This window comes from Bacteroides sp. AR29 (assembly GCF_900217715.1).
In the GTDB taxonomy this organism is placed as follows: domain Bacteria; phylum Bacteroidota; class Bacteroidia; order Bacteroidales; family Bacteroidaceae; genus Bacteroides; species Bacteroides uniformis.
Genome location: NZ_OBMS01000009.1, coordinates 44,018 through 69,396 on the forward strand (window position 1 = coordinate 44,018; position 25,379 = coordinate 69,396).

Annotated in this window: 18 protein-coding genes; 4 read left to right on the forward strand and 14 right to left on the reverse strand. The window is 49.8% G+C overall.

The genetic code is table 11. The features are described 5' to 3' along the window. Positions 1 to 4 precede the first annotated feature (4 nt). A complete protein-coding gene (locus CSD97_RS07715) occupies positions 5 to 898 on the forward strand; it encodes a helix-turn-helix transcriptional regulator (protein ID WP_098032215.1) in 894 nt (297 codons plus the stop codon). Positions 899 to 900: 2 nt separating this feature from the next. Here CSD97_RS07715 and CSD97_RS07720 read toward each other — a convergent pair whose 3' ends face one another. From CSD97_RS07720 to glmS, 5 genes are all read right to left on the reverse strand, one after another. Further along, positions 901 to 1,449: a methylated-DNA--[protein]-cysteine S-methyltransferase gene (locus CSD97_RS07720; RefSeq protein WP_005827626.1), complete on the reverse strand. Its 549-nt coding sequence runs from the start codon at positions 1,447 to 1,449 to the stop codon at positions 901 to 903. Positions 1,450 to 1,486: 37 nt separating this feature from the next. Beyond that, positions 1,487 to 4,723 (reverse strand): carbamoyl-phosphate synthase (glutamine-hydrolyzing) large subunit, encoded by a 3,237-nt coding sequence (carB, locus tag CSD97_RS07725; RefSeq protein WP_098032216.1) that lies wholly within the window; start codon positions 4,721 to 4,723, stop codon positions 1,487 to 1,489. A gap of 217 nt (positions 4,724 to 4,940) precedes the next feature. Then, positions 4,941 to 6,017, reverse strand: coding sequence for a glutamine-hydrolyzing carbamoyl-phosphate synthase small subunit (gene carA / locus CSD97_RS07730; RefSeq protein WP_055288633.1), 1,077 nt, complete (start codon positions 6,015 to 6,017; stop codon positions 4,941 to 4,943). An 8-nt stretch (positions 6,018 to 6,025) separates the two neighbouring features. Continuing rightward, positions 6,026 to 7,909, reverse strand: a complete 1,884-nt coding sequence (locus CSD97_RS07735; protein ID WP_005837255.1) for an amidophosphoribosyltransferase — start codon at positions 7,907 to 7,909, stop codon at positions 6,026 to 6,028. Positions 7,910 to 8,055: 146 nt separating this feature from the next. Continuing rightward, positions 8,056 to 9,900 (reverse strand): glutamine--fructose-6-phosphate transaminase (isomerizing), encoded by a 1,845-nt coding sequence (gene glmS, locus CSD97_RS07740; protein WP_022402368.1) that lies wholly within the window; start codon positions 9,898 to 9,900, stop codon positions 8,056 to 8,058. 368 nt (positions 9,901 to 10,268) lie between these two features. On the opposite strand from glmS, the gene gltB reads away from it, so the two are divergent. From gltB to asnB, 3 genes are all read left to right on the forward strand, one after another. Next, the gene (gene gltB, locus CSD97_RS07745; protein ID WP_057256481.1) at positions 10,269 to 14,819 is read left to right on the forward strand and encodes a glutamate synthase large subunit; all 4,551 of its coding nucleotides are present in this window, start codon (positions 10,269 to 10,271) and stop codon (positions 14,817 to 14,819) included. 84 nt (positions 14,820 to 14,903) lie between these two features. After that, on the forward strand, positions 14,904 to 16,262 hold the full coding sequence (locus tag CSD97_RS07750; protein WP_098032257.1) for a glutamate synthase subunit beta: 1,359 nt from the start codon (positions 14,904 to 14,906) through the stop codon (positions 16,260 to 16,262). 41 nt (positions 16,263 to 16,303) lie between these two features. Further along, positions 16,304 to 18,031, forward strand: a complete 1,728-nt coding sequence (asnB, locus tag CSD97_RS07755) for an asparagine synthase B (RefSeq protein WP_057253067.1) — start codon at positions 16,304 to 16,306, stop codon at positions 18,029 to 18,031. Between the two features lie 68 nt (positions 18,032 to 18,099). Here asnB and CSD97_RS18830 read toward each other — a convergent pair whose 3' ends face one another. From CSD97_RS18830 to CSD97_RS19055, 9 genes are all read right to left on the reverse strand, one after another. Then, positions 18,100 to 18,192, reverse strand: a complete 93-nt coding sequence (locus CSD97_RS18830; RefSeq protein ID WP_005837261.1) for a smalltalk protein — start codon at positions 18,190 to 18,192, stop codon at positions 18,100 to 18,102. A gap of 40 nt (positions 18,193 to 18,232) precedes the next feature. Then, entirely contained in the window at positions 18,233 to 18,736 is a 504-nt protein-coding gene (locus tag CSD97_RS07760) for an HU family DNA-binding protein (RefSeq protein ID WP_005827604.1), read from the reverse strand. Positions 18,737 to 18,897: 161 nt separating this feature from the next. Continuing rightward, positions 18,898 to 20,241, reverse strand: a complete 1,344-nt coding sequence (locus tag CSD97_RS07765; protein WP_098032217.1) for a nucleotide sugar dehydrogenase — start codon at positions 20,239 to 20,241, stop codon at positions 18,898 to 18,900. A gap of 37 nt (positions 20,242 to 20,278) precedes the next feature. Next, complete coding sequence (locus CSD97_RS07770; RefSeq protein WP_198411163.1) at positions 20,279 to 21,325, reverse strand: NAD-dependent epimerase/dehydratase family protein; 1,047 nt, start codon at positions 21,323 to 21,325, stop codon at positions 20,279 to 20,281. Positions 21,326 to 21,364: 39 nt separating this feature from the next. Then, positions 21,365 to 22,615: an aminotransferase class I/II-fold pyridoxal phosphate-dependent enzyme gene (locus CSD97_RS07775; protein WP_098032219.1), complete on the reverse strand. Its 1,251-nt coding sequence runs from the start codon at positions 22,613 to 22,615 to the stop codon at positions 21,365 to 21,367. Positions 22,616 to 22,686: 71 nt separating this feature from the next. Continuing rightward, the gene (locus CSD97_RS07780) at positions 22,687 to 23,277 is read right to left on the reverse strand and encodes a sugar transferase (protein ID WP_098032220.1); all 591 of its coding nucleotides are present in this window, start codon (positions 23,275 to 23,277) and stop codon (positions 22,687 to 22,689) included. 68 nt (positions 23,278 to 23,345) lie between these two features. Beyond that, positions 23,346 to 24,413, reverse strand: a complete 1,068-nt coding sequence (locus tag CSD97_RS07785; RefSeq protein ID WP_098032221.1) for a putative phage abortive infection protein — start codon at positions 24,411 to 24,413, stop codon at positions 23,346 to 23,348. A gap of 292 nt (positions 24,414 to 24,705) precedes the next feature. Beyond that, positions 24,706 to 25,026, reverse strand: coding sequence for an HNH endonuclease signature motif containing protein (locus CSD97_RS07795; protein ID WP_098032223.1), 321 nt, complete (start codon positions 25,024 to 25,026; stop codon positions 24,706 to 24,708). A 27-nt stretch (positions 25,027 to 25,053) separates the two neighbouring features. Beyond that, the gene (locus tag CSD97_RS19055; protein ID WP_242496961.1) at positions 25,054 to 25,347 is read right to left on the reverse strand and encodes a hypothetical protein; all 294 of its coding nucleotides are present in this window, start codon (positions 25,345 to 25,347) and stop codon (positions 25,054 to 25,056) included. Positions 25,348 to 25,379 lie beyond the last annotated feature (32 nt).

A 25,379-nucleotide genomic window follows, 5' to 3' on the forward strand; every position in this document is an offset into this window, starting at 1 on the left:
AGATATGGAAAAGAACAAACCGATAAGCGTCGCATTCGAGGACATCCGCAACAATCCGGATTTTATAGAACATTCCGAATACAGATTTATAAACGACGATTTGGGAATGGTCATCAGTTTTCAAGCAATGGGATTCAAGCTATTCCGCACCCAGCAACCTTATCGTGCCAAAGAAGGAAGGATTGTACGCATCATGCAAGGTAAGGGCCGAATCTCCATCAATCTTATCGAATATGAAGCTACAGCCCACGATATTATTATCATCCCTGACAATTCGCTGATAGAAATATCGGAAGTCAGTCCCGACTACGAATTCCAAGTCATCATGCCCACTGCCAATTTTCTGCCCGTACTACAGAATTCCATTCTTTCGGAAGCTTATACACGAAACGGAATCCGCCTTTCATGCAACAACGAGGAATGGGCACACATCAGCAGCTTCTTCTCTTTATTGTGGAATATACTACATTGTTTGCCCTACCGCCGCGGAGCTGTACAGCACTTGATTGTCTCACTTCTCTATAACCTTAAGTATATCCACGAGCACACATGCAAGTCAACTCCGTCACGCCTTTCACGCCAGGAAGAGCTATTCCGCCGCTTCATCGCTTTGGTGAACCAACACAGCAAGCACGAACGCAGCGTCAACTTCTATGCCGACAAACTATGCCTGACACCGCACTATCTGAGCTCGGTGATACGTGAAACAAGCGGACAAACCGTGATGCAATGGATTAATCAAGCAGTTATCCTCGAAGCCAAAGTATTGCTGAAACACAGTAATCTACTGGTGTTTCAAATATCAGACGAACTGAACTTTCCCAATCCGTCGTTCTTCTCGAAGTTCTTCAAACGTATGACGGGGATGACACCGGCGGAATACCAGAAACAAACCTGACCTCAAAACAGCTGTCCTATACGGGAGCCTGACGGTCCGTCGCAAGAGTCCGCTTCCAATGCCAGCATCCCTTGTTTGGCTGCCAGTCCACCGGCATAGCCTATCAGCGTATGGTTGCTGCCCACCACACGATGGCAGGGGATGAGTATGGAGAGGGCATTTGCCCCATTGGCAGCCGCCACCGCACGTACGGCTTTCGGATTGCCCAGCTTTCGTGAAAGCTCGCCGTAGGACACTGTTTTTCCGTAAGGGATGTTCTGCAACTCCTGCCACACCGTCCGCTGGAATTCTGTTCCGACTGCAAGCAGTGGAACATCGAATATGGTCCGCTTACAGGCAAAATACTCATCCAACTGAATGATTGCCCTTGCAATCACTTCCGAAGTGCCTTCCTCATAATCGGCATGCAGCGCCTGCCGTATGCGCTTATCAACGGTTACTCTACGTTTCTCGTTCAGCATCCAGTCGCATAGGCAGAGTTTATCGCCGAAAGAGCCGAGGAGCAACTCGCCATAAGGAGATTGATAGTATTGGGTCAAAATTGTTTCCATCGAACTTAGTTTTCAGCAAAGATAGCAAATTAAATTATCATTTGTACTCCGCCCACGACTTGATAGCCAAATCATCCGGCGTCATCGTGCAGAATGCATTGATGAACGCACTTGCCAGACGGGCATTCGTTATCAACGGAATATTGAGGTCGATGGCGGCACGGCGTATCTTGTAGCCGTTATCCAACTCGCCTGCGGTGAGGTTCTTCGGAATATTGACCACCATGTCTATCTCCTTGCGGTGCAGCATGTCGAGTGCCTGCGGCTGGCGTTCGGGTTCGCTGGGCCAGTAGACGCGCGTATTCTCCACACCGTTCTCCGTAAGGAAGTTGCTGGAACCACCCGTGGCAAATATCTTATACCCCTTCTTCTGAAGCATACGCGCGGCAGAAAGCATGTCCACTTTCTGCTTCGGAGTACCGGTAGAAAGCAGGATATTTTTCTCTGGAATACGATATCCCACGGAGAGCATCGCCTTGAGAATGGCGCAGGAAGTATCGCTGCCGATGCAACCCACCTCGCCCGTGCTTGCCATATCCACACCCAGTACCGGGTCGGCCTTCTGCAGACGGTTGAAGGAGAACTGGCTCGCCTTGATGCCTACGTAATCCAAATCGAACAGATTCTTGTCCGGCTTCTGTACCGGAATGCCGAGCATCACCTTCGTGGCAAGTTCAATAAGGTTTATCTTCAGCACCTTGCTGACAAACGGGAACGAACGGCTGGCACGGAGGTTGCACTCAATCACCTTGATGTCGTTCTCGCGTGCCAGATACTGGATATTGAACGGACCGGAGATGTTCAGCTCACGGGTAATCTCGCGGCTGATGCGCTTGATGCGGCGCACCGTCTCCACATACAACTTTTGTGGCGGGAACTGGATAGTGGCGTCACCGGAATGCACTCCGGCAAACTCGATATGCTCGCTGATGGCATATGCGATAATCTCTCCATCTTGCGCCACAGCATCCATCTCCACCTCCTTGGCATGCTCAATGAACTGGCTCACCACTACGGGATGTTTCTTGCTGACATTCGCCGCCAGCTTCAGGAAGCGTTCCAGCTCCTCCCGGTTGGAACAGACGTTCATCGCAGCGCCGGACAATACGTAGGAAGGACGGACCAATACCGGGAAGCCCACCTTATCCACAAAGGCGTTGATGTCCTCCAGGGAGGTCAGCGCCCGCCATTCGGGTTGGTCTACACCAATGCGGTCGAGCATGGCGGAGAACTTGTCACGGTCCTCGGCATTGTCGATGCTCCTGGCGCTTGTGCCGAGAATAGGTACCTTCTGCGCATCGAGGCGCAGGGCAAGGTTATTCGGTATCTGACCACCGGTAGAGACAATCACCCCGTGGGGATTCTCCAGTTCGAGAATATCCATCACGCGCTCGAAGGTGAGCTCGTCGAAGTAAAGACGGTCGCACATGTCATAGTCCGTAGACACGGTTTCGGGGTTGTAGTTTATCATGACACTGCGGTAGCCTTCCTGGCGGATGGTGTTCAGGGCCTGCACGCCGCACCAGTCGAACTCTACGGAAGAACCGATGCGGTAGGCGCCGGAGCCCAATACGACAATGGACTTGCGGTCGCCGAGGTAACGGACATCATTTGCCGTGCCGCTATACGTCAGGTAGAGATAGTTGGTCTGTGCGGGATATTCGGCGGCAAGGGTATCTATCTGCTTCACTACGGGCAGAATGCCTGCACTCTTGCGGAAATTGCGGACGGCAAGGATGGCTTCTTCGCCGTCCATTGCTTGTTCCAAGCCGAGGGCACGGGCTATCTGGAAATCAGAGAAGCCTTGTACTTTGGCTTTACGCAATAAGTCCACGGGAATCATTGGCAACTCTCCATCAGCCATAAAAGAGTGCAGTTCCCTGCTGGTATCCATGATGTTCATCAACTTCTCCAGGAACCAACGGTCTATCTTGGTCAATTCGTGCACCTGGTCCACCGTATACCCGGCACGGAAGGCTTTGGAGATGACAAAGATACGCTTGTCCGTCGGTTCGCGCAGAGCCTTGTCCAAATCGGCAATCACCAGTTCCTTGTTCTCTACGAAGCCGTGCATGCCCTGGCCTATCATGCGAAGCCCCTTCTGGATGGCTTCCTCGAAAGTACGGCCGATAGCCATCACCTCGCCTACCGACTTCATGCTCGAACCCAGCTCTTTGTCCACCCCGTGGAACTTGCCCAAATCCCAACGCGGTATCTTGCAGACCACATAGTCCAGGGCGGGTTCGAAGAAAGCGCTTGTAGTCTTTGTCACAGAGTTGTTCAAGTCGAACAAGCCATAGCCCAAGCCGAGTTTTGCCGCTACAAACGCCAACGGATAACCCGTTGCTTTAGAGGCAAGTGCAGACGAACGGCTCAAGCGTGCATTTACCTCGATTACCCGGTAGTCCTCGCTCATCGGGTCGTAGGCATACTGCACGTTACACTCTCCCACAATGCCGATGTGACGGATAATGCGGATAGCGAGTTCACGCAATTTATGATAGTCCGTATTGCTCAACGTCTGTGACGGGGCAATAACGATGGACTCACCCGTATGGATGCCCAGGGGGTCGAAGTTCTCCATGTTGCAGACCGTGATGCAGTTGTCGAAGCGGTCGCGCACCACCTCGTATTCCACTTCCTTCCATCCCTTCAGCGATTTTTCCACCAACACCTGCGGGGAGAAGGAGAAGGCTTTCTCCACCAGCACATTCAGCTCTTCTTCATTGTCGCAGAAGCCCGAACCCAGTCCGCCAAGCGCGTATGCGGCACGGACAATGACCGGATATCCCAGTTCCCGGGCTGCGCGACGGGCATCTGCCGCATTCTCCACAGCTTCGCTCTTGATGGTCTTTACATCAATCTCATTCAGTTTCTGCACAAAGATTTCACGGTCCTCCGTGTCAATGATGGCCTGCACGGGAGTGCCGAGAACCGTCACACCGTACTTCTCGAAAATCTTGTCTTTATAGAGGGAAACACCGCAGTTCAGTGCCGTCTGCCCACCAAAAGCAAGCATGATGCCGTCCGGGCGCTCCTTCTCTATCACCTTCTCCACGAAATAGGGCGTGACGGGCAGGAAGTAAATCTGGTCGGCAACTCCTTCCGAGGTCTGTACCGTGGCAATGTTCGGATTGATGAGAACCGTGCAGATACCTTCCTCCTTCAATGCCTTGAGCGCCTGCGAACCGGAGTAGTCAAATTCTCCTGCCTCACCGATTTTCAGTGCACCGGAACCGAGCAGCAGGACTTTCTTTATATTGTTTTCTTTCATTTGCATATCTGTTTATTAAAAATGTAATAGTAGTAATAAAACCTTATCTTTCTCTTACCTTACACAATCAGTCACTAATTGAATGGCATTCAGTATAGGACTGAAAGGTATTCACTCTGGGACTGAATGACATTCAGTATGGGACTCATTATACCGTCTTTTACATACTGATTATCAAGAGATTACGAACGCAACCATTCTTGATAAAATTCTCTTACTAAAGCAACTTCACAAAGTCATCAAAAAGAAACTCCGTATCCGTCGGCCCGCTGGCAGCTTCGGGATGAAACTGTGCGGAGAACCAGGGATTGCATTTGTGGCGGATTCCTTCATTAGAACCATCGTTCATATTGATGAAAAGCGGTTCCCAGTCTTCTGTCAGCGTGTTGTTGTCTACGGCATACCCATGATTCTGTGAGGTGATGAAGCAACGTTCCGTACCCACCATACGCACCGGTTGGTTATGGCTGCGGTGACCGTATTTCAATTTGTATATCTTGGCGCCCCCAGCCTTGGAAAGCAGCTGGTTTCCCATACAGATGCCGAAGATGGGCAGTTTCTCGTTCTGCATTGCCTTGCGGATATTCTGCACGGCAGCATCGCAGGTATCGGGGTCACCAGGGCCGTTGGAGATGAACAGCCCGTCGAACTCCATCCCAGTATAATCATAGTCCCAGGGAACGCGAATCACTTCCACGTCACGTTTCAGCAGGCAGCGGATGATGTTATGCTTGACGCCGCAATCCACAAGGAGCACTTTCTTCTTACCGGTTCCTTCGTTGTAACGGATAACCTCCTTGCAGCTAACTTTATCCACATAATTCACATCGGCATAAGAGGCCTCAGGCATTTCATCCGATTCATCATCAAAGGCGATACGTCCCATCATCACCCCATGCTCGCGAAGCACCTTTGTCAGTTCGCGGGTATCGATGCCCGTGATGCCCGGAATCTGTTCGCGTTTCAGCCAGTCACCGAGGCTTTCCACCGCATTCCAATGGCTATAATTTTCGCTATAATCGCTTACAATAATGGCTTCGGCATGGATATGCTCGCTCTCCATAAAAGTGGCAAGCCCATTCGGTTCGAGAGTAAAAGGCGGCACACCGTAATTGCCCACCAACGGATAGGTGAGCGTCATCAGCTGTCCGGCATACGAAGGGTCGGTCAGGCTTTCGGGATAACCCGTCATGGCTGTGTTGAAGACCACCTCTCCCGCTACCGGTTTTTCAAAGCCGAACGACTTGCCGTGGAAGCGGCTCCCGTCGTCGAGGATTAGAGTTACATTTCTCATTGATTCAATTAAAATTGATAAACTTGTTCTATATAATCAATAAATGCCTTATTCAGCAGCTTCACACCGCCCGGCGTAGGATAATCGCCGCTGAAGTACCAGTCACCCGGATGCTTGGGGCAGGCTTCATGCAGCCCCTCGAGAGGCTGGTAGACAATCTGCACTTTGGCTTTCGTCCCTTTCGGAGTAAGAAGCTCCACCATCTTGGCAGAGATTTCCTCATCAGTGAAAGGAGCATAAATCTCCTTCACGTAATTCACCATCTGTTCTTTGGGCAGGCCTACCTGCTCCTTGGACTTGCGGTAGGCGGCGGCAATCACATCGCGCATCTCACGCTCCTTCAGCAGTTCCACAGCAGCCTTGAAGGCGATGAATTCGCTCATCTTAGCCATATCGATGCCGTAGTAGTCGGGATAGCGTACCTGCGGTGAAGAGCTTACAATGACTATCTTCTTTGGCTCCAGACGGTCAAGGATGCCGATGATGCTCTGCTTCAGGGTGGTTCCACGCACTATCGAGTCGTCGATGATGACCAGATTATCCACTCCCGGGACAAGGCTTCCGTAAGTGATGTCGTACACATGGGCGGCAAGGTCGTTCCGGCTGTTTCCTTCGGCTATGAAGGTACGCAGCTTGATGTCCTTGATTGCCACCTTCTCGCTCCGTATGCGCCGCGACAAGATATGCTCCAGTTCGTCGTGGCTGGGACTATGCCCCAAGGCGGCAATCTGCTGCACCTTCTCCTCGTTGAGGTAGTCGTCCAATCCTTGCAGCATTCCGTAAAAAGCAACTTCTGCCGTATTGGGGATGAAGGAAAAGACGGTATGGTCCACATCGTTGTCGATGGCTTTCAATATGTTGGGTACAAGTTTCTCACCCAGCAGTTTACGTTCCCGGTAAATGTCCACATCACTGCCCCGGCTGAAGTAGATGCGCTCGAAGGAACAAGGTTTCACCTCGCGCGGCTTGTTGATTTGCACGGTGCGCACCTTGCCGGCCTTGTTGATAAACATGGCTTGTCCGGGTTGCAGCTCCTTGATGGATTCGACAGGAACATTAAGGGCTGTCTGTATCACGGGACGTTCGCTGGCAAGCACCGCTATCTCGTCGTCCTGATACCAGAAGGCTGTACGGATGCCCCATGGGTCGCGTACGGCAAAAGTCTCTCCGCTGCCGGTAAGTCCGCACATCACGTATCCCCCGTCCCACTCCTTGCTCGAAGTGCGCAGCACGTTGGCAAGGTCGATGTGGTTTTCTATATAACGGGTGATGTCCATGCCTGCCAGCCCTTCCGCTTCGGCAAGGTTGAAGAGGCGCTCCACTTCGCGGTCGAGGCGATGTCCCAACTGCTCCAGCATGATGTAGGTATCGGCATATTTGCGCGGATGCTGGCCGATGGCGGTAATGCGTGCGAAGATTTCATCCACATTCGTCATGTTGAAGTTGCCGCAGAGGGCAAGATTCTTGGCACGCCAGTTGTTTCTCCGGAGGAACGGGTGCACGTACGAGATGCCGGACTTTCCGGTAGTGGAGTAACGCAGGTGTCCCATATAGACCTCCCCTGCAAAGGGCAGCACACGCTTGGCATAGTCCGCATCATGCAGCTGTTCCTTGGTCAAGTCCTTGAAGTGACCCTGCACCGTACCGAAAATTTCGGTAATGGCGCCCGAGCCGAGAGCACGCTCACGGAACATATATTCCTCGCCGGGACTGGCTTCCAGTTTCACGCAGGCCAGTCCGGCACCTTCCTGCCCACGGTTGTGTTGTTTCTCCATCAGGAGATAGAGCTTGTTGAGTCCGTACATCCATGTTCCGTACTTCTCTTCATAGTACTCCAGCGGTTTCAGCAGGCGTATCATGGCGACGCCGCATTCATGCTTCAGTTGTTCCATCTATCTATTTACAATTTACCATTTACAATGTACAATTTTAAGTGTACAATTTTCTTTTCCTTATTATAGCATACAATTACCATTTACATTTACCCCTCCCAAGCGCAGCCCCATTGTACATTGTAAATGGTAAATTGTACATGTCCTCATTCTACAGTCACCGACTTCGCAAGATTCCTCGGCTGGTCCACATCCATTCCCTTGCACACGGCAATGTGATAGGCAAGTAATTGCAGAGGTACCGTAGTTATTAACGGATCAAGGCACTCCATTGTTTCGGGAAGCTCGATGCAAGTGTCGGCTATTTTACTGATGACCGTATCTCCCTTTGTCACAATGGCGATAACCCTGCCTTTACGCGCCTTTATTTCCTGGATATTGCTCAGCACCTTTTCATAAAGCCCATTCCGGGTGGCAATGACCACTACCGGCATTTCGGCATCCACCAGGGCAATGGGGCCGTGCTTCATTTCGGCGGCAGGATAGCCCTCGGCATGGATATACGAAATCTCCTTCAACTTCAAGGCGCCTTCCAAGGCTACGGGATAACTGTATCCGCGTCCCAGATAGATAAAGTTGTGTGCATAGGTGAATATCTTGGAAAGTTCCGCTATACGGTCGTTCAGTTTCAAGACCTCCTTCATCTTGTCGGGGATATGTCCCAATTCCTTGACAATTGCCAGGTATTGCCCTTCGTCCATCGTCTTTTTCTCTTTGGCAAGTGTCAGGGCCAGCATGGTAAGCACCGTTACCTGCCCGGTGAAGGCTTTGGTGGATGCCACCCCTATTTCCGGTCCCACGTGGATATAGGAACCCGTATGCGTGGCACGGGGAATACTGGAACCGACGGCATTGCAGATGCCGTATATAAATGCCCCACGGTTTCTGGCAAGCTCCACGGCAGCCAGCGTATCGGCCGTTTCACCGCTTTGCGAGATGGCAATCACCACATCGTTGCTGTCAATCACCGGGTCGCGGTAACGGAACTCACTGGCATACTCCACCTCCACCGGAATACGGCAGAAGCTTTCAATCAAATGCTTGCCGATGAGGGCGGCATGCCATGACGTACCGCATGCCACGATGACGAAGCGTTTGGCCGCCAGCAGACGTTTCTTATAATCAATCACTGCAGAAAGAACCACGTTCGTACCCTCCACATTGATACGCCCGCGCATGCAGTCGTGAATGCAGCCGGGCTGTTCGAAGATTTCCTTCAGCATGAAGTGCGGATAACCGCCCTTCTCCAGCTGGCCGAGATTGAGCGCTACCGTCTTTACCTCGTGCGGACATTCCACATTCTTCAGGTTAACAACCTTCAGCTTCTCTCCCCGACGGATGAGGGCAATCTCTTCGTCTTCCAGATACACCACCTTATCCGTGTATTCCACAATCGGCGTGGCATCCGAAGCCAGGAAAAACTCTCCTTCACCGATGCCCACCACCAGCGGACTGCTCTTGCGTGCAGCGATTATCCCATCCGGATTGTCCTTGTCGAGCACCGCAATGGCATACGCCCCAATCACTTCCTGCAAGGCAAGTTGCACCGCCGTCAGCAGGTCAATATGGTTTGTCACCTGAATGTATTCAATGAGCTGTACCAGCACCTCGGTATCAGTGCTGCTTTTAAATACATAACCTTTGGCTTGAAGTTTTTCTTTAAGGACGGCGTAGTTTTCAATAATGCCGTTATGGATGAGGGCGAGGCGTTCGGAAGAGGAATAATGGGGATGGGCATTGACGGAACAAGGTTCTCCATGAGTGGCCCAACGTGTATGTGCAATACCAATGCTACCGGAAATATCTTTTTGAGCAACGAAAGTTTCAAGTTCCGAAACCTTACCTTTCGCTTTGTACACGTTCAACTGTCGGTTATCACTGATTAATGCTACCCCCGCACTATCATATCCACGGTACTCCAACCGCTTCAGACCCTTGATAAGAATGGGGTAGGCTTTCCTTTGACCTATATAGCCTACTATTCCACACATAATGTATCAGTATTTGATTTTGCGTTGCAAATATACATATTCTTAAGAACATAAAGTTAATCTTTCCACTATTTATTTATCAAAAGAATAGAAAAAAGTTGTTTTTACATCAAAAAGTTAAAGAAAGTATTATTTTAAAAGCAAAAGGCTTAATTTATAAATCCAAATCAAACCGTCTGATTTTGATTTAGGATTAAAAGAAAACAGAGGGTGTTTTCTATCAATTCATAACTTCATCTTCTATCGCAGGAATTTTGCAAGAAAGAAGGCAGGAATACATATTAGCATTTTGCAATTAATACCATATATTTGCCGAACATTTTGAAACCACAAACAATATTATACAGCAATAAAGAAAGCTTATAATCATGAAACAAGAACTTTTTAACAACAAAACAAAAGCAGAGGATTACCAGCGACAGCCCAAACAGTTGGGCTTGTATGAGGCATCCCATGAGCACGATGCCTGCGGAGTAGGCATGCTGGTCAATATCCAGGGAGGAAAATCACATGAACTGGTAGAATCGGCATTGAAGGTACTGGAAAACATGCGCCACCGTGGAGCGGAAGGGGCGGACAACAAAACCGGAGACGGTGCCGGCATCATGCTGCAGATACCGCACGAATTCATTCTGTTGCAGGGCATTCCCGTTCCCGAGAAAGGAAAATACGGCACCGGCCTGCTTTTCCTTCCCAAAGACGGAAAAGACCAGGCTGTCATCTTGAGCGTCATTATCGAAGAGATTGAAAAGGAGGGATTGACCCTGATGCATCTGCGCAACGTGCCCACTTGCCCCGAAATATTGGGAGAAGCGGCTCTTGCCAACGAACCGGACATCAAGCAAATTTTCATCACCGGATTTACGGAAAGCGAAACCGCCGACCGCAAACTCTATATAATAAGGAAAAGGATAGAGAACAGAATACGCAAGTCGGACATCCCCACCCGCGAGGATTTCTACATCGTCTCGCTCTCTACGAAGAACATCGTCTACAAGGGCATGCTCTCTTCCTTGCAGTTGCGCAACTACTTCCCCGACCTCACCAACAGCTACTTCACCAGCGGACTGGCATTGGTGCACTCCCGTTTCAGCACCAACACTTTCCCCACCTGGGGACTGGCACAGCCTTTCCGCCTGCTGGCACACAACGGCGAAATCAATACCATCCGCGGCAACCGCGGCTGGATGGAAGCCCGTGAGAGTGTACTCTCCTCTCCCGCCCTGGGAGACATCCGGGAGATACGCCCCATCGTGCAACCGGGCATGAGCGACAGTGCCTCGCTGGACAATGTGCTCGAGTTTCTCATCATGTCGGGCCTGAGCCTGCCGCACGCCATGGCCATGCTCGTGCCGGAATCTTTCAACGAAAAGAATCCCATCAGCGAAGACCTGAAAGCTTTCTATGAATACCACTCCATCCTGATGGAGCCGTGGGACGGACCGGCGGCACTGCTTTTCAGCGACGGGCGCTATGCAGGCGGCATGCTCGACAGGAACGGACTGCGCCCTGCACGCTACCTGATTACGCAGGGCGGCATGATGGTAGTGGCCAGCGAAGTCGGCGTGATGGATTTCGAGCCGGGAGACATCAAGGAAAAAGGACGCCTGCAACCGGGCAAGATACTGCTTATAGACACCGAGAAAGGCGAAATATATTATGACGGCGAACTGAAGAAACAACTTGCCGAAGCCAAACCATACCGCACTTGGCTGGCCGGCAACCGCATCGAGCTGGACGAACTGAAAAGCGGTCGCAAAGTCTCCCATAGCGTGGAGAACTACGACAGCATGCTGCGCATCTTCGGCTACTCCAAAGAAGACGTGGAACGGCTGATTGTCCCGATGTGTACCACCGGTGCCGAACCCATCAACTCCATGGGCAATGACACCCCGCTGGCAGTACTCTCGGACAAGGCGCAACTACTGTACAACTATTTCCGCCAGCAGTTTGCCCAAGTCACCAACCCTCCTATCGACCCGATACGCGAAGAACTGGTAATGTCGCTGACCGAATACATCGGAGCCGTAGGCATGAACATACTGACACCCAGCGAAAACCATTGCAAGATGGTGAGGTTGAACCATCCCATCCTGAACAACGCCCAGCTGGATATTCTCTGCAACATCCGGTACAAAGGCTTCAAGACCGTGAAACTGCCCCTGCTCTTCGAAGTGGCAAAAGGGTGCCAGGGATTGCAGCAAGCATTGGCAACCCTCTGCAAGCAGGCGGAAGAATCCGTCAACGAAGGAGTGAACTACATCGTGCTTTCCGACCGCGACGTAGACGCCGCCCATGCCGCCATTCCGTCACTGCTTGCCGTGTCGGCGGTACACCACCATCTTATCTCCGTGGGCAAACGGGTGCAGACGGCACTGATTGTAGAAAGCGGCGAAATCCGCGAAGTGATGCACGCCGCACTGCTGCTGGGCTTCGGAGCCAGCGCACTGAATCCGTATATGGCTTTTGCCGTCATCGACAAACTGGTGAACGAAAAGGAAATACAGCTCGATTACGCCACTGCCGAAAAGAAATATATCAAGTCCGTCTGCAAAGGCTTGTTCAAGATTATGAGCAAGATGGGCATCAGCACCATCCGTTCTTACCGGGGCGCGAAAATTTTCGAGGCCGTAGGACTGAGCGAGGAGTTGAGCAATGCCTACTTTGGCGGACTGAGTTCACGCATCGGAGGCATACGCCTGGATGAAGTGGCACGCGACGCCATCGCCTTCCACAAGGAAGGGATGGAGGTTCTTAAAAAGAAGGGGGAAGCGGAGCTATTGCCGAACCGCGGACTGTATGCCTTCCGCAAGGATGGTGAGAAGCACGCCTGGAACCCGGAAACCATCAGCACACTGCAACTTGCCACACGCCTGGGAAGCTATAAGAAATTCAAGGAGTTCACTGCCATGGTAGACAGCAAGGAATCTCCCATCTTCCTGCGCGATTTCCTCGACTTCCGCCGCGCTCCTATCAGCATAGACCGGGTGGAACCGGTAGAGAACATCGTACAGCGCTTTGTCACCGGCGCCATGTCCTACGGCTCCATCAGCCGCGAAGCCCACGAAGCCATGGCTATTGCCATGAACAAGCTGCATGGCCGGAGCAATACGGGCGAAGGAGGCGAAGACCGGGCACGCTTCATGCCGCGCGAAGACGGCACCAGTCTGCGCAGCGCCATCAAGCAGGTGGCCTCAGGACGTTTCGGTGTCACCGCAGAATATCTGGTGAATGCGGACGAAATACAAATAAAGATTGCCCAAGGCGCCAAGCCGGGCGAAGGCGGGCAGCTGCCGGGCTTCAAAGTGGATGAAGTGATTGCCAAGACACGTCACTCCATTCCGGGCATCTCGCTGATTTCTCCTCCACCCCACCACGACATTTACTCCATCGAAGACCTGGCACAGCTCATCTTCGACCTGAAGAACGTGAACCCACGGGCAAAAATCAGCGTGAAGCTGGTGGCAGAAAGCGGTGTGGGCACCATTGCCGCCGGTGTGGCAAAGGCAAAGGCCGATTTGATAGTCATCTCGGGTGCAGAGGGCGGTACGGGAGCTTCTCCTGCATCATCCATCCGCTATGCAGGTATCTCGCCCGAACTCGGTTTGAGCGAAACGCAGCAGACACTGGTGCTGAACGGCCTGCGCGGACAAGTGATGCTGCAAGTGGACGGACAGCTCAAAACAGGCCGTGACATCATACTGATGGCAATGCTCGGAGCCGAAGAATTCGGTTTCGCCACCAGCGCCCTGATCGTACTGGGTTGCGTAATGATGCGCAAATGTCACCAGAACACCTGCCCCGTAGGGGTGGCGACACAGAACGAAGAACTGCGCAAGCGCTTCCGCGGACGCAGCGAGTATCTGGTGAACTTCTTCACTTTCCTGGCCCAAGAGGTACGCGAATACCTGGCGGAAATCGGGGTGGAACGCCTGGACGACATCATTGGACGTACAGACCTTATCGTCCGCAAGCCGGATGACGGAATCAGGAAACATCAGTTGATAAGCTTCGACAAACTACTGGCACGCGTAGACAATGAAGCCGCCATCCGCCACGTCACCGACCAACAGCATGGCATCGACCATGTGAAAGATGTAGAGATGCTACATGCCGCCGCCGAAGCCGTAGAGAACCAGAAGGAAATCTCGCTGGAGTACACCATCGCCAATACCGACCGTGCCTGCGGCGCCATGCTCTCTGGTGTCATTGCCGCAAAATACGGAGAAAAAGGGCTGCCCGAACATACGCTGAACGTGAAGTTCAAAGGCTCTGCCGGGCAGAGTTTCGGGGCATTCCTTGTCCCGGGTGTCAACTTCAAGCTGGAAGGCGAGGCCAACGATTATCTGGGCAAAGGTCTGAGTGGCGGACGCATCGCTGTCCTGCCTCCGGTACGGAGCAACTTCGAGGCAGAGAAAAACACGATTGCAGGCAACACCCTGCTTTATGGCGCCACAAGCGGTGAAGTTTACATCAACGGCCGTGCAGGCGAGCGCTTTGCCGTCCGCAACTCCGGTGCCACAGCCGTAGTGGAGGGTGTAGGCGACCACTGCTGCGAGTATATGACCGGCGGGCGTGTGGTAGTACTCGGACAGACGGGACGCAACTTTGCCGCAGGCATGTCCGGCGGTGTGGCCTACGTATGGAACCGGGACGGCAACTTCGACTATTTCTGCAACATGGAAATGGTAGAACTGAGCCTCATCGAAGAGGCCTCCTACCGCAAGGAACTGCACGAGCTCATCCGCCAGCACTACCTGTACACCGGTTCCAAACTGGCACGCACCATGCTCGATGACTGGCCACGCTATGCCGACCAGTTCATCCAGGTAGTCCCTATCGAATACAAAAAAGTGCTGCAAGAGGAGCAGATGCAGAAATTGCAACAGAAGATTGCAGAAATGCAACGCGATTATTGAATCGCGAATTAATAATGAAAGAATGAAAGACTGAGGAAATTCCCCTTTCATTCTTTAATTCTTTAACTTTTTAATTTGTTCATCATGGGAGATCCAAAAGCATTCCTCAATATCCCCCGCCAAGAGGCGGGTTACCGTCCGATACACGAACGTATCACAGACTTCAGCCAAGTGGAACAGACACTGAACAGCCACGACCGCAAGCTCCAGGCCTCGCGCTGTATGGACTGCGGCGTACCCTTCTGCCACTGGGCATGTCCGCTGGGCAATAAAGACCCGGAATTCCAAGACGCGCTCTACCGGGGCAAATGGCGCGAAGCCTATCAAATACTGAACAGTACGAATGATTTTCCGGAATTTACGGGACGCATCTGCCCTGCCCTTTGCGAGAAGTCGTGCGTACTGAAACTCTCGTGCAACGAACCGGTCACTATCCGCGAGAACGAAGCCGCCATTGCCGAGGCTGCTTTTCGCGAGGGCTACATCACCCCCCTCCAGCCCGAACGCAACGGAAAGAAAGTAGCCGTCATCGGCGCCGGCCCTGCCGGATTGAGCGTTGCCGTACGGCTGAACGCCAAAGGTTACGAAGTTACCCTATTCGACAGCAAACCGATGCCGGGAGGACTGTTGCGTTACGGCATCCCCAACTTCAAACTGGACAAAGCCGTCATCGACCGCCGCATGAAAATCCTCAAGGCCGAAGGAATCTTGTTCAAGATGGGAGTCCATGTCGATGTACAGAAACTGCCCGTCGGATTCGATGCCTACGCCATTTGTACCGGTACGCCCACCGCCCGCGACCTCTCCATTCCGGGCAGGGAGCTGAAAGGCATCTACTTTGCCCTCGACATGCTGGCACAGCAGAACCATATTCTGGATGGAGATACCTTCCCGAAAGACCAACTCGTCAACGCCCGCGGCAAACGGGTACTCGTCATCGGCGGCGGCGATACCGGGTCTGACTGTATAGGCACCAGCATCCGCCAGGGAGCCGTCAGCGTAACCCAGATTGAAATTATGCCCCAACCACCCATAGGACACAACCCGGATACTCCCTGGCCGCAATGGCCCGTCGTACTGAAAACCACCAGCAGCCACGAAGAAGGCTGTACCCGTCGATGGTCCCTCGCCTCTACCCGGTTCATCGGGAAGAATGGCAAGGTATGCGGTGTGGAAGTGGAAGAAGTGGAGTGGCTTCCGGCAACAGACGGTAACCGCCCTACCATGAAATCTACGGGTAAGAAAGAGGTCATCGAAGCCGATATGGTGCTTCTTGCCATGGGTTTCCTCAAGCCCGAGCAACCGAAGTTTGCAGAGAACGTATTCGTGGCAGGCGATGCCGCCCACGGCGCCAGCCTCGTGGTACGTGCCTTGGCCGACGGACGACGAGTGGCAACAGAAATAGATCGTTACCTCGAACCTCTAAAAGAAAACAAGAAATGATTTCCCTTTCTTTAATTTTTAACCTTTAATTTTTAATTCTCATGTGTGGAATAGCAGGAATCTTCAACATACAGTCTCAAACTCCTGAGTTGAGAAACAAAGCGCTACGGATGGCGCAGAAAATCCGTCATCGCGGACCGGACTGGAGTGGTATCTACGTAGGCGGATCCGCCATCCTCGCCCACGAACGCCTCTCCATTGTCGACCCGGAATCCGGTGGACAACCCTTATATTCACCCGACCGCAAACAGGTGCTTGCCGTCAATGGCGAGATTTACAACCATCGCGACATCCGTGCCCGCTATGCCGGAAAATACGCCTTCCAGACAGGTTCCGACTGCGAAGTCATCCTTGCCCTTTACAAAGACAAAGGCATCCGCTTCCTCGAAGAGCTGAACGGCATCTTCGCCTTCGCCCTCTATGATGAAGAAACGGACGATTACCTCATCGCTCGCGACCCCATCGGCGTAATCCCCCTTTATATAGGACGCGACAAAGACGGACACATCTACTTCGGCAGTGAGCTGAAAGCTCTTGAGGGTTTCTGCGACGAGTATGAGCCTTTCCTTCCCGGCCACTACTACCGTGGGCGCGAGGGCAAGATGCACCGCTGGTACACCCGCGACTGGATGGACTATGCCGCTGTGAAGGACAACTACACTCCTGCCGCCGAACGTAATGCCGCGCCGGCTTCGATAGGCCGGACAGCCTACAGCACACAAGTCACGGCTGTGCACGACGCACTTGAAGCCGCCGTACAGCGCCAGTTGATGTCCGACGTCCCCTACGGTGTCCTGCTCAGTGGCGGACTCGATTCTTCCGTCATCTCTGCCATCGCCAAGAAATATGCCGCCAAACGCATCGAGACAGACAACAAGGCAGATGCCTGGTGGCCACAGCTCCATTCCTTCGCCGTCGGCTTGAAGGGTGCTCCCGACTTGATTAAAGCCCGCGAAGTGGCCCGTCATATCGGTACCGTGCATCACGAGATAAACTATACCGTTCAAGAAGGCCTCGATGCTGTCCGCGACGTCATCTATTTCATTGAGACTTACGACATAACCACTGTCCGCGCCTCCACCCCCATGTATCTGCTGGCGCGTGTCATCAAAAGCATGGGCATCAAGATGGTACTCAGCGGCGAAGGTGCAGACGAGGTGTTCGGCGGTTACCTTTACTTCCACAAGGCGCCCACACCGCAAGCCTTTCACGAAGAAACCGTGCGCAAGCTCTCCAAACTACATCTGTACGACTGCCTCCGTGCCAACAAAAGCCTTGCAGCCTGGGGAGTGGAAGGACGTGTCCCCTTCCTCGACAAAGAATTCCTGGATGTTGCCATGCGCATCAATCCGGCAGTCAAGATGTGCCCCGGCAAGGAGATAGAAAAGAAAGTAGTCCGCGAAGCCTTTGCCGACATGCTCCCTCAGAGCGTTGCCTGGCGGCAGAAAGAACAGTTCTCCGACGGTGTGGGCTACAGTTGGATTGATACGCTGAAAGCCGTCACTGCCGCTGCCGTCAGCGACGAACAGATGGCACATGCCGCCGAACGCTTCCCGATACATACCCCGCAAAATAAGGAAGAGTATTACTACCGTACCATCTTCGAAGAGCATTTCCCCAGTGAAAGCGCAGCCCGGAGTGTTCCCAGCGTACCCAGTGTGGCATGCTCCACCGCCGAAGCGCTGGCATGGGACGCCTCTTTCCAAGGAAAGAACGACCCCAGCGGACGAGCAGTAGCGGGGGTACACGAAGAAGCATACAAGGATTAAAAAAAGAGCTGCCGACAGATTTCCTGCCAGCAGCTCTTCTCATTTTTTATTTATCAAATCCTATCGGACTAAAACATCATTGTCTGTCCGCCAATCACACCTGCCACAGCACTCGCTACGGCAATAATAAGTTTCAAAATCACATTCCACGTTTTCTTCATAAAGATTATCCATTATCTGATTAATAATTCATAGCTACTGTTATCCCAGTGGATTCTCACCTTGGTCTCCATCCGAATCCGAGCCTCCTCCTTCCGAACCGGAGCCGCCATCTGTAGAAGTCTTCCCCTTAAGATAATCATCCAAACTCACCAAATCCAGCCTTTCTCCAGCACGGGTAGCAGCCTTCGATATCTTCAGTTCCCTATTCGCCTGAAAACAGATACGGACGCTCTCCACACTCTTGGCTGTCACGTCATCAGCCTTTTCCTCACCTTTCGATTTGGCTGCCAGTATAAAGACACCCAGCCCGGCTATATTAACCGTCTTTCCTTCCAGCAACTGCTCTTTCAGCTTTTCCACAAAGTTCTGCATCGTACTCTTGATGTCACCGATAGACAGAGAAGAGCGGTCCTGCATCTTCTGTGCAATAAACGCCAAATCCACGCTTTGCCCCAATGTCACCAACTGCGGATAATACTTCTTGGGAGAGTTTTCAACCCTGGGGTCCGACGGTCTCTCCACCGTCCTGAAAATTACACTCATACTTTTTTTCTTTAGAGATTTAAATTCGTTTTCCTATTCACACGTTTCGTTGATCAACGATGCAAAGGTGAGGATTAAAAACTATGTAGCCAAAGAAAAAAGGTGCTTGGGAGTAGTTTTTCTGAGAAAAGTGATAAAGTATTAATTATAAGATACCTTATTTAATCACGTTTAAAAATATCCCTCGTATAGACTTTGTCAGCCACATCATCCAAACATGCGTCATAGCGGTTGGCAATAATGGCCTGCGAGATACGTTTAAACTCCTCCAAGTCATTCACAATAAGCGAACCGAAGAAAGTACTGCCATCTTCCAATGTAGGTTCATAAATCACCAGCTTGGCACCTTTAGCCTTGATACGTTTCATCACCCCTTGAATGGAACTCTGGCGGAAATTATCCGAATTTGACTTCATGGTCAACCGGAATACACCAATGGTCACCTCCTTTTCTTTCTCCGCATCATATACACTGTTACTTCCGTATGCACCGGCAATGTGCAGCACCCTATCGGCTATAAAGTCCTTACGCGTACGATTACTCTCCACAATTGCCGACATCATATTCTGAGGCACATCGTTATAGTTGGCAAGCAACTGTTTGGTATCCTTGGGAAGACAATACCCACCATAACCGAAAGAGGGATTATTATAATGTGTACCGATACGGGGATCCAGACCTACACCATTGATTATGGCTTGCGCATCCAGCCCCTTCATCTCGGCATATGTATCCAGTTCATTAAAATACGACACACGCAGTGCCAGATAAGTATTGGCAAAAAGCTTCACTGCCTCTGCCTCTTTCATGCCCATGAAGAGCGTGTCGATGTTCTCTTTCAATGCACCCTCATGCAGCAGCCGGGCAAATATACGTGCAAGTTCTTCTGCTTCAGGATTTCCGATGGCACGAACTGCCGCATTCTCTTCCGCTGACACCCGGCCTTCCAAATCAATCATCTTCGGATAACCAACGATAATACGCGAAGGATACAAGTTATCATAAAGTGCTTTGCTCTCCCTTAGAAATTCCGGAGAGAAAAGTAGGTTAAATTTCTTTCCTTTCAATTCCGGCTTATACTGGAACATTGGGGCATACTTCACGTAAAGCGAACGGCAATACCCTACGGGAATGGTTGATTTAATCACCATCGCGGCATCCGGATTCACCTCAAGGACAAGGTCTATCACATCTTCTATATGGTGCGTATCGAAAAAATTTTTCTGAGGATCATAATTGGTAGGTGCCGCTATTACCACAAAGTCAGCCTCCTTGTAGGCAGACCTGCCATCCAGCGTAGCTGTCAGATTGAGTTCCTTTTCCAAAAGGTACTTCTCGATATATTCATCTTGAATAGGCGACTTCTTATTATTAATCAGTTCCACCTTTTCAGGTACCACATCCACAGCAATCACTTTATGATGTTGTGCCAGCAGTGTCGCAATAGACAGTCCTACATATCCGGTACCGGCTACAGCTATTCGCAAATTCGCAAAATCTTTCATATCAATTCAATTGGGTTATCATAAAATCAATAATGGATTATTCCATATAAAAGTCCTTATACCATCCGGCAAACTTTCTGAGGCCTTCCCGAAGCGGAGTACTCGGTTTGAAACCGAAATCCCGTTCCAAAGCAGAAGTGTCTGCATAAGTCACCGACACATCACCCAGTTGCATCGGTACTAATTCCTTATGCGCCTCGAAGTCATAGTCGGCAGGCAATACACCTGCCCTTATCAGTTCCTCCTGCAATATTTGGACAAAATCCAGAAGGTTTTCAGGATGATTATTACCTATATTATAAACTTTATAAGGCGGTACAGGCAGACCGTCTTCACCCACCTTACGTTCAGGAGCTTTTGCCATCACACGCATCACGCCTTCCACAATGTCATCCACATATGTAAAGTCACGCTTGCAATTCCCGTAGTTAAATATCTTAATTCTCTCACCTCTGAGCAACTTATCGGTAAAGCCAAAATAGGCCATATCCGGACGTCCGGCGGGACCATATACCGTAAAGAAACGGAGACCTGTGGACGGAATATCATAAAGTTTAGAGTAAGCGTGCGCCATCAGTTCATTGCTTTTCTTTGTAGCAGCATAGAGGCTCACCGGATTATCCACCTTGTCATCGGTAGAATAAGGCACCTTTTTATTCGAACCATACACGCTCGATGAAGAAGCGTAGACCAGATGTTTTACCCCCTCCCTGCCCTCATCATACGAATGGCGACAAGCTTCCAATATATTATAAAAACCTATCAGATTGCTTTCAATATAAGCATCCGGATTGGTGATACTATAGCGCACACCCGCCTGTGCTGCCAGATTCACAACGATTTGCGGCTGATATTCATCAAATATCTTATCGACAAGTGATTTATCGGCAATACTTCCCTTGATAAAAATAAACCGTTCTCTAAACTCGGTCAATTGCTCCAACCGCCATCGCTTGATATTCACATCATAATAAGCATTCAGATTGTCCAAACCCACTACAAGGGTATCGGACAGTTCCTCCAATAGGCGCATACAAAGATTACTACCGATAAAACCGGCAGCTCCAGTTACTAATACGTTCACGTTTATGATTGATGGATTAATGTGTTTCGCGCAATTACATTAAAAAATAGCTTCCTTTATCTTTTCAACGATGTATTCCACATCCGCATCCGTCACCCACGGACCTGCCGGCAGACAGAAACCAACCTTAAATATCTCCTCCTCCACCCCGTTGGTGTAAACCGAAGCATCCGCATACACAGGCTGCTTGTGCATGGGCTTCCACACCGGACGGGTTTCAATCCGGTTTGCCGCCATAAACACACGCAATGCCTCCACGTTGTCATTGGGCTGACAGTCTGTCGTGGCACTCTTCACAGCTTTTATCACACCGGCAGCACCGCCTACGGCTGTTTTTATCACCTCTTTATAGGCATTCTCCTGACCTTGTACCCTCACATTGGCATCCAGCGTAGCCGTACAGAGCCAGTAATTAGAGTCATAACACGAATCGGCAGGTTGCCGATGGATATGCACGCCCCTCACCTCTTTCAACAGTTCCTCATAAAGAACCTGCACATGCTTGTGATGGTCGATATGTTTCTGTACCACCGTCATCTGTCCGCGACCGATACCTGCACAAATATTACTCATACGATAGTTGTAGCCAATGGCCGTATGCTGATAGTAAGGATAAGCATCACGCGCCTGCGTGGCATACCACATGACGGTATTCTTGTCCTCCACGTTCTGACAAACCAAGGCGCCACCACCCGAAGTCGTAATCATCTTGTTCCCGTTGAAACTCAACACACCGAACTTACCGAAAGTACCCAATATCCGTCCGTCAAACTTAGAGCCAAAGCCCTCGGCAGCATCCTCCACTACCGGAATGTCGTAACGGTCGGCAATTTCCATAATCCGTTTGCAATCGTAAGGCATACCGTAGAGAGCCACCGGAACAATCGCCTTTGGCTTCTTTCCTATCTTGGCGATACGGTCTTTTATCGCCTCCTCCAGCAGCACAGGGTCCATATTCCAAGTTTCCGGTTCAGAACCCACAAACACAGGCTTGGCACCCAGATAAGTGATAGGATGCGAAGAGGCACAGAAAGTAAAGCTCTGCACCAGCACTTCATCTCCCGGACCAACACCGCAAGCTATCAATGCCAAATGTACTGCTGCCGTACCCGCACTCAGTGCCACCACTTCATGTGTGCCGCCCGTAAACTGTTTCAAATCCTCCTCGAAAGCATTTACATTAGGTCCCAAAGGTACTACCCAATTGGTATCAAATGCCTCCTTTACATATTTCTGTTCATATCCGGATTCGCTCATGTGGGCGAGGCAGAGATAAATTTGCTTGTCCATAAAATATATATGATTATTCTAAATGATTCACTTTCCTCACATAGTGAGGGACAAAAAGAAAGGAAAGAGCTTTATAAATCCTTCCCAAGTACTGTATAAATGATGATTTTGATATCATACCAGAAAGACCAATTATCCAAATACTCTATATTGATTTTCACTTTATCCGGAAACAGCACTTCATCATTGTACTTTTGAGGGTCTTCCTGCTTTGCCAACAGTTCCTCTTCATTCCGGTACTTCAAACTGGCAGGGCCTGTAATCCCCGGTTTCAAAAGAAGCATCCTCCTGTCAGCCCCCTGTAGCTTATCTGCGTACCCCGGAACATCCGGACGGGGACCTACAAAACTCATGTCGCCTATCAACACGTTCCACAACTCCGGCAATTCATCCAACTTGTATTTCCTCAACTTGGCTCCCCAAAGAGTAATACGCCTCTCGCCTTTTACCGATACGGAACTTCCAGAATGGTTGGCAGTCATCGAACGGAATTTATACATGGTAAACAATTTTCCGTGATGCCCCACTCTCTTCTGCTTGAAGATAACAGGACCACCGGGCATCTTTGCCCTCACTAGAATGGCAATAACCACCAATACTGGCCACAAGACCAATAACCCAATCAGAGACACCAATCGGTCCAAAATCCATTTTAGTATCATATTAAGAAATATTATTTATGTTCAACTATTTCTCTTTCTCTCCAGAAAAAAATCTTCCCAACTTGATTTTACGCTTGGTTAGGTTCCACAGATATAATATATTGGCTCGTATATTCTATGATGGCATATTCAAATGTATCATCAGCAGATTCAGTTCCGGTTACATTCGTATTGTTTCTCCCATTGAACAAGTAGAAATTAGAAACAATCAAAGATTCCCTAATAAAATCCTTATAGAGTTCTTTCAACTCATTCATTGAAACAAATAAGTTGAGCGCTTTTTCGATAAGTGGGGTACCGTCGCTTCTTGTTGGCGGTCTATTCTTTCGTCTTCTCAATTTCAACTTAAACTGCCTCTTGTCAGGAGTGATTTCCATAATGATGGAATATTTCACGGAAAATTCCCAAAGAGCCGTTTGCTCATTGGCTGCATAGCCAATGTACTCCTTAAGTTTTTTCTTTAGTTCGATGAAGTGCGAATCCAATGTGCTCGCCTCTCTATCAGAACGTAGTTTTACCCTATGTTTTTTGAATTCCAAGAGTGACATCACAGACAAATGTTTGATAAGATTAAACTGATTGACAAAAGATTGCATTTTCTCTCCTCTATCCGTCAAGCAATTATACCTTAATAAAAGCATCTCGCCTTCACAGAGTTGTCCTCTTATACTTTTAGCATATTCCACTCTATCAGTTTCTCTAATTTTCAGATTGCCTACCTCATCCACATTATCAGTTTCCGCTACTAATTTGGCGAGCAAATAGAGATTTCTGAAATGCACCGACATCTCCCGTCTGTGCTCAGAATAAAACTCGTCAAATACGTTTTGTGCGCTCTTTACACGAGAAAGATAAGTACGTTTGTCTGTATAATTTTTGTCTGTAAACTGCTTGCCCAATAAATCGAGAGCTTCCGCATCGTAATATGATAAAGGTTCTGTAGTCACGACTTCCTTCTTTTCACCATCTGACTGTATAAGTACCTGTGGTTGTTTCCGCGTACTCTCATATCGGTAAGCCTGTTTCGCTTCTTTGTAGTTGTCAAACATCGTATGAAACTTATTATCAAAAACTTGAAGGAAAGATTGATATATAGCGGTATTATTGGTTTTCACTATATTTCTGTTCGTATCCATTACATCACTATTCACAGAGATTTGGCATCCTAGAGTCTTCACAAGGAGATATGCTGAGTATAGTGCTACCAATGTACCTATTACTCCCCCTATAAAATCCCCATAAGTACCTACCACATCATGGCTGACTTTCCATTCCTCCCACCATCATAGATGTTGTTATGACCAAAAATCCAAGCGAAAACAACTATAACCAATAGTGTGATAAAAACTGCTATAATAAAAAGCCTCCGATTAACGACATTCTCGCTTTGCGCATTTTTTGGGTTTACAGTCAGTCCTGTTTCTTGGTCTATTTCTGAATACTGAGTCGCCATCTTCTGATTCTATATATATTATCAAATCCTTTGGAGGTGATACATGTTTCAATCTCAAGATAGTTAGTACCTTTTGACTTGTTATTACGCCAATGCAGAGCTTGAAGATTATCAATAGAATCATCTCCACCCGCCGATTTAGGCTTTATATGGTCAATTTGCCAACCAAACTTACTGAATACTCCATAATGGTCACGCCTTATCCAAGCACCGGCAAAATCTTTTCGCCATACATCTGGATTTCTGCCCTTCGCTACAGTGGCACCACTCCATACCTTATCAATGAGTTCATCCATAGAATACACAAAAAAAATTGAAGTAACCTATTCTTTCTTATTTATTGCTTTAGCCGGAACACCAACCACTATTGAATTATCTGCAACAGACTTATTCATCAAGCTACATGCACCTACCACCACATTCTCCCCTATCACTACTCCTTCTTCACTGCGAGCGATAATAGAAGAATTCATACCAATGTATGCGCCATCTTTTATAATCAATTTATTATGCCCTTGCTTTCGGCCATGACAGGCAAAAAAGACACCATAGGAGATTGTCACATTATTCCCGATTTCTATTTTGTCGTAACACATATCATCCAAATAGCAACGCATTCCGATGAAAGTATTTTTACCTATCTTATAGC

Bases quoted from the DNA above. Each gene is read 5' to 3' on its own strand.
- CSD97_RS07715 (WP_098032215.1), top strand. From the start codon at position 5: ATGGAAAAGAACAAACCGATAAGCGTCGCATTCGAGGACATCCGCAAC.
- CSD97_RS07720 (WP_005827626.1), bottom strand. From the start codon at position 1,449: ATGGAAACAATTTTGACCCAATACTATCAATCTCCTTATGGCGAGTTG.
- carB (WP_098032216.1), bottom strand. From the start codon at position 4,723: ATGAAAGAAAACAATATAAAGAAAGTCCTGCTGCTCGGTTCCGGTGCA.
- carA (WP_055288633.1), bottom strand. From the start codon at position 6,017: ATGAGAAATGTAACTCTAATCCTCGACGACGGGAGCCGCTTCCACGGC.
- CSD97_RS07735 (WP_005837255.1), bottom strand. From the start codon at position 7,909: ATGGAACAACTGAAGCATGAATGCGGCGTCGCCATGATACGCCTGCTG.
- glmS (WP_022402368.1), bottom strand. From the start codon at position 9,900: ATGTGTGGAATAGTAGGCTATATAGGTCAAAGGAAAGCCTACCCCATT.
- gltB (WP_057256481.1), top strand. From the start codon at position 10,269: ATGAAACAAGAACTTTTTAACAACAAAACAAAAGCAGAGGATTACCAG.
- CSD97_RS07750 (WP_098032257.1), top strand. From the start codon at position 14,904: ATGGGAGATCCAAAAGCATTCCTCAATATCCCCCGCCAAGAGGCGGGT.
- asnB (WP_057253067.1), top strand. From the start codon at position 16,304: ATGTGTGGAATAGCAGGAATCTTCAACATACAGTCTCAAACTCCTGAG.
- CSD97_RS18830 (WP_005837261.1), bottom strand. From the start codon at position 18,192: ATGAAGAAAACGTGGAATGTGATTTTGAAACTTATTATTGCCGTAGCG.
- CSD97_RS07760 (WP_005827604.1), bottom strand. From the start codon at position 18,736: ATGAGTGTAATTTTCAGGACGGTGGAGAGACCGTCGGACCCCAGGGTT.
- CSD97_RS07765 (WP_098032217.1), bottom strand. From the start codon at position 20,241: ATGAAAGATTTTGCGAATTTGCGAATAGCTGTAGCCGGTACCGGATAT.
- CSD97_RS07775 (WP_098032219.1), bottom strand. From the start codon at position 22,615: ATGGACAAGCAAATTTATCTCTGCCTCGCCCACATGAGCGAATCCGGA.
- CSD97_RS07780 (WP_098032220.1), bottom strand. From the start codon at position 23,277: ATGATACTAAAATGGATTTTGGACCGATTGGTGTCTCTGATTGGGTTA.
- CSD97_RS07785 (WP_098032221.1), bottom strand. From the start codon at position 24,413: ATGGATACGAACAGAAATATAGTGAAAACCAATAATACCGCTATATAT.
- CSD97_RS07795 (WP_098032223.1), bottom strand. From the start codon at position 25,026: ATGGATGAACTCATTGATAAGGTATGGAGTGGTGCCACTGTAGCGAAG.
- CSD97_RS19055 (WP_242496961.1), bottom strand. From the start codon at position 25,347: ATGCGTTGCTATTTGGATGATATGTGTTACGACAAAATAGAAATCGGG.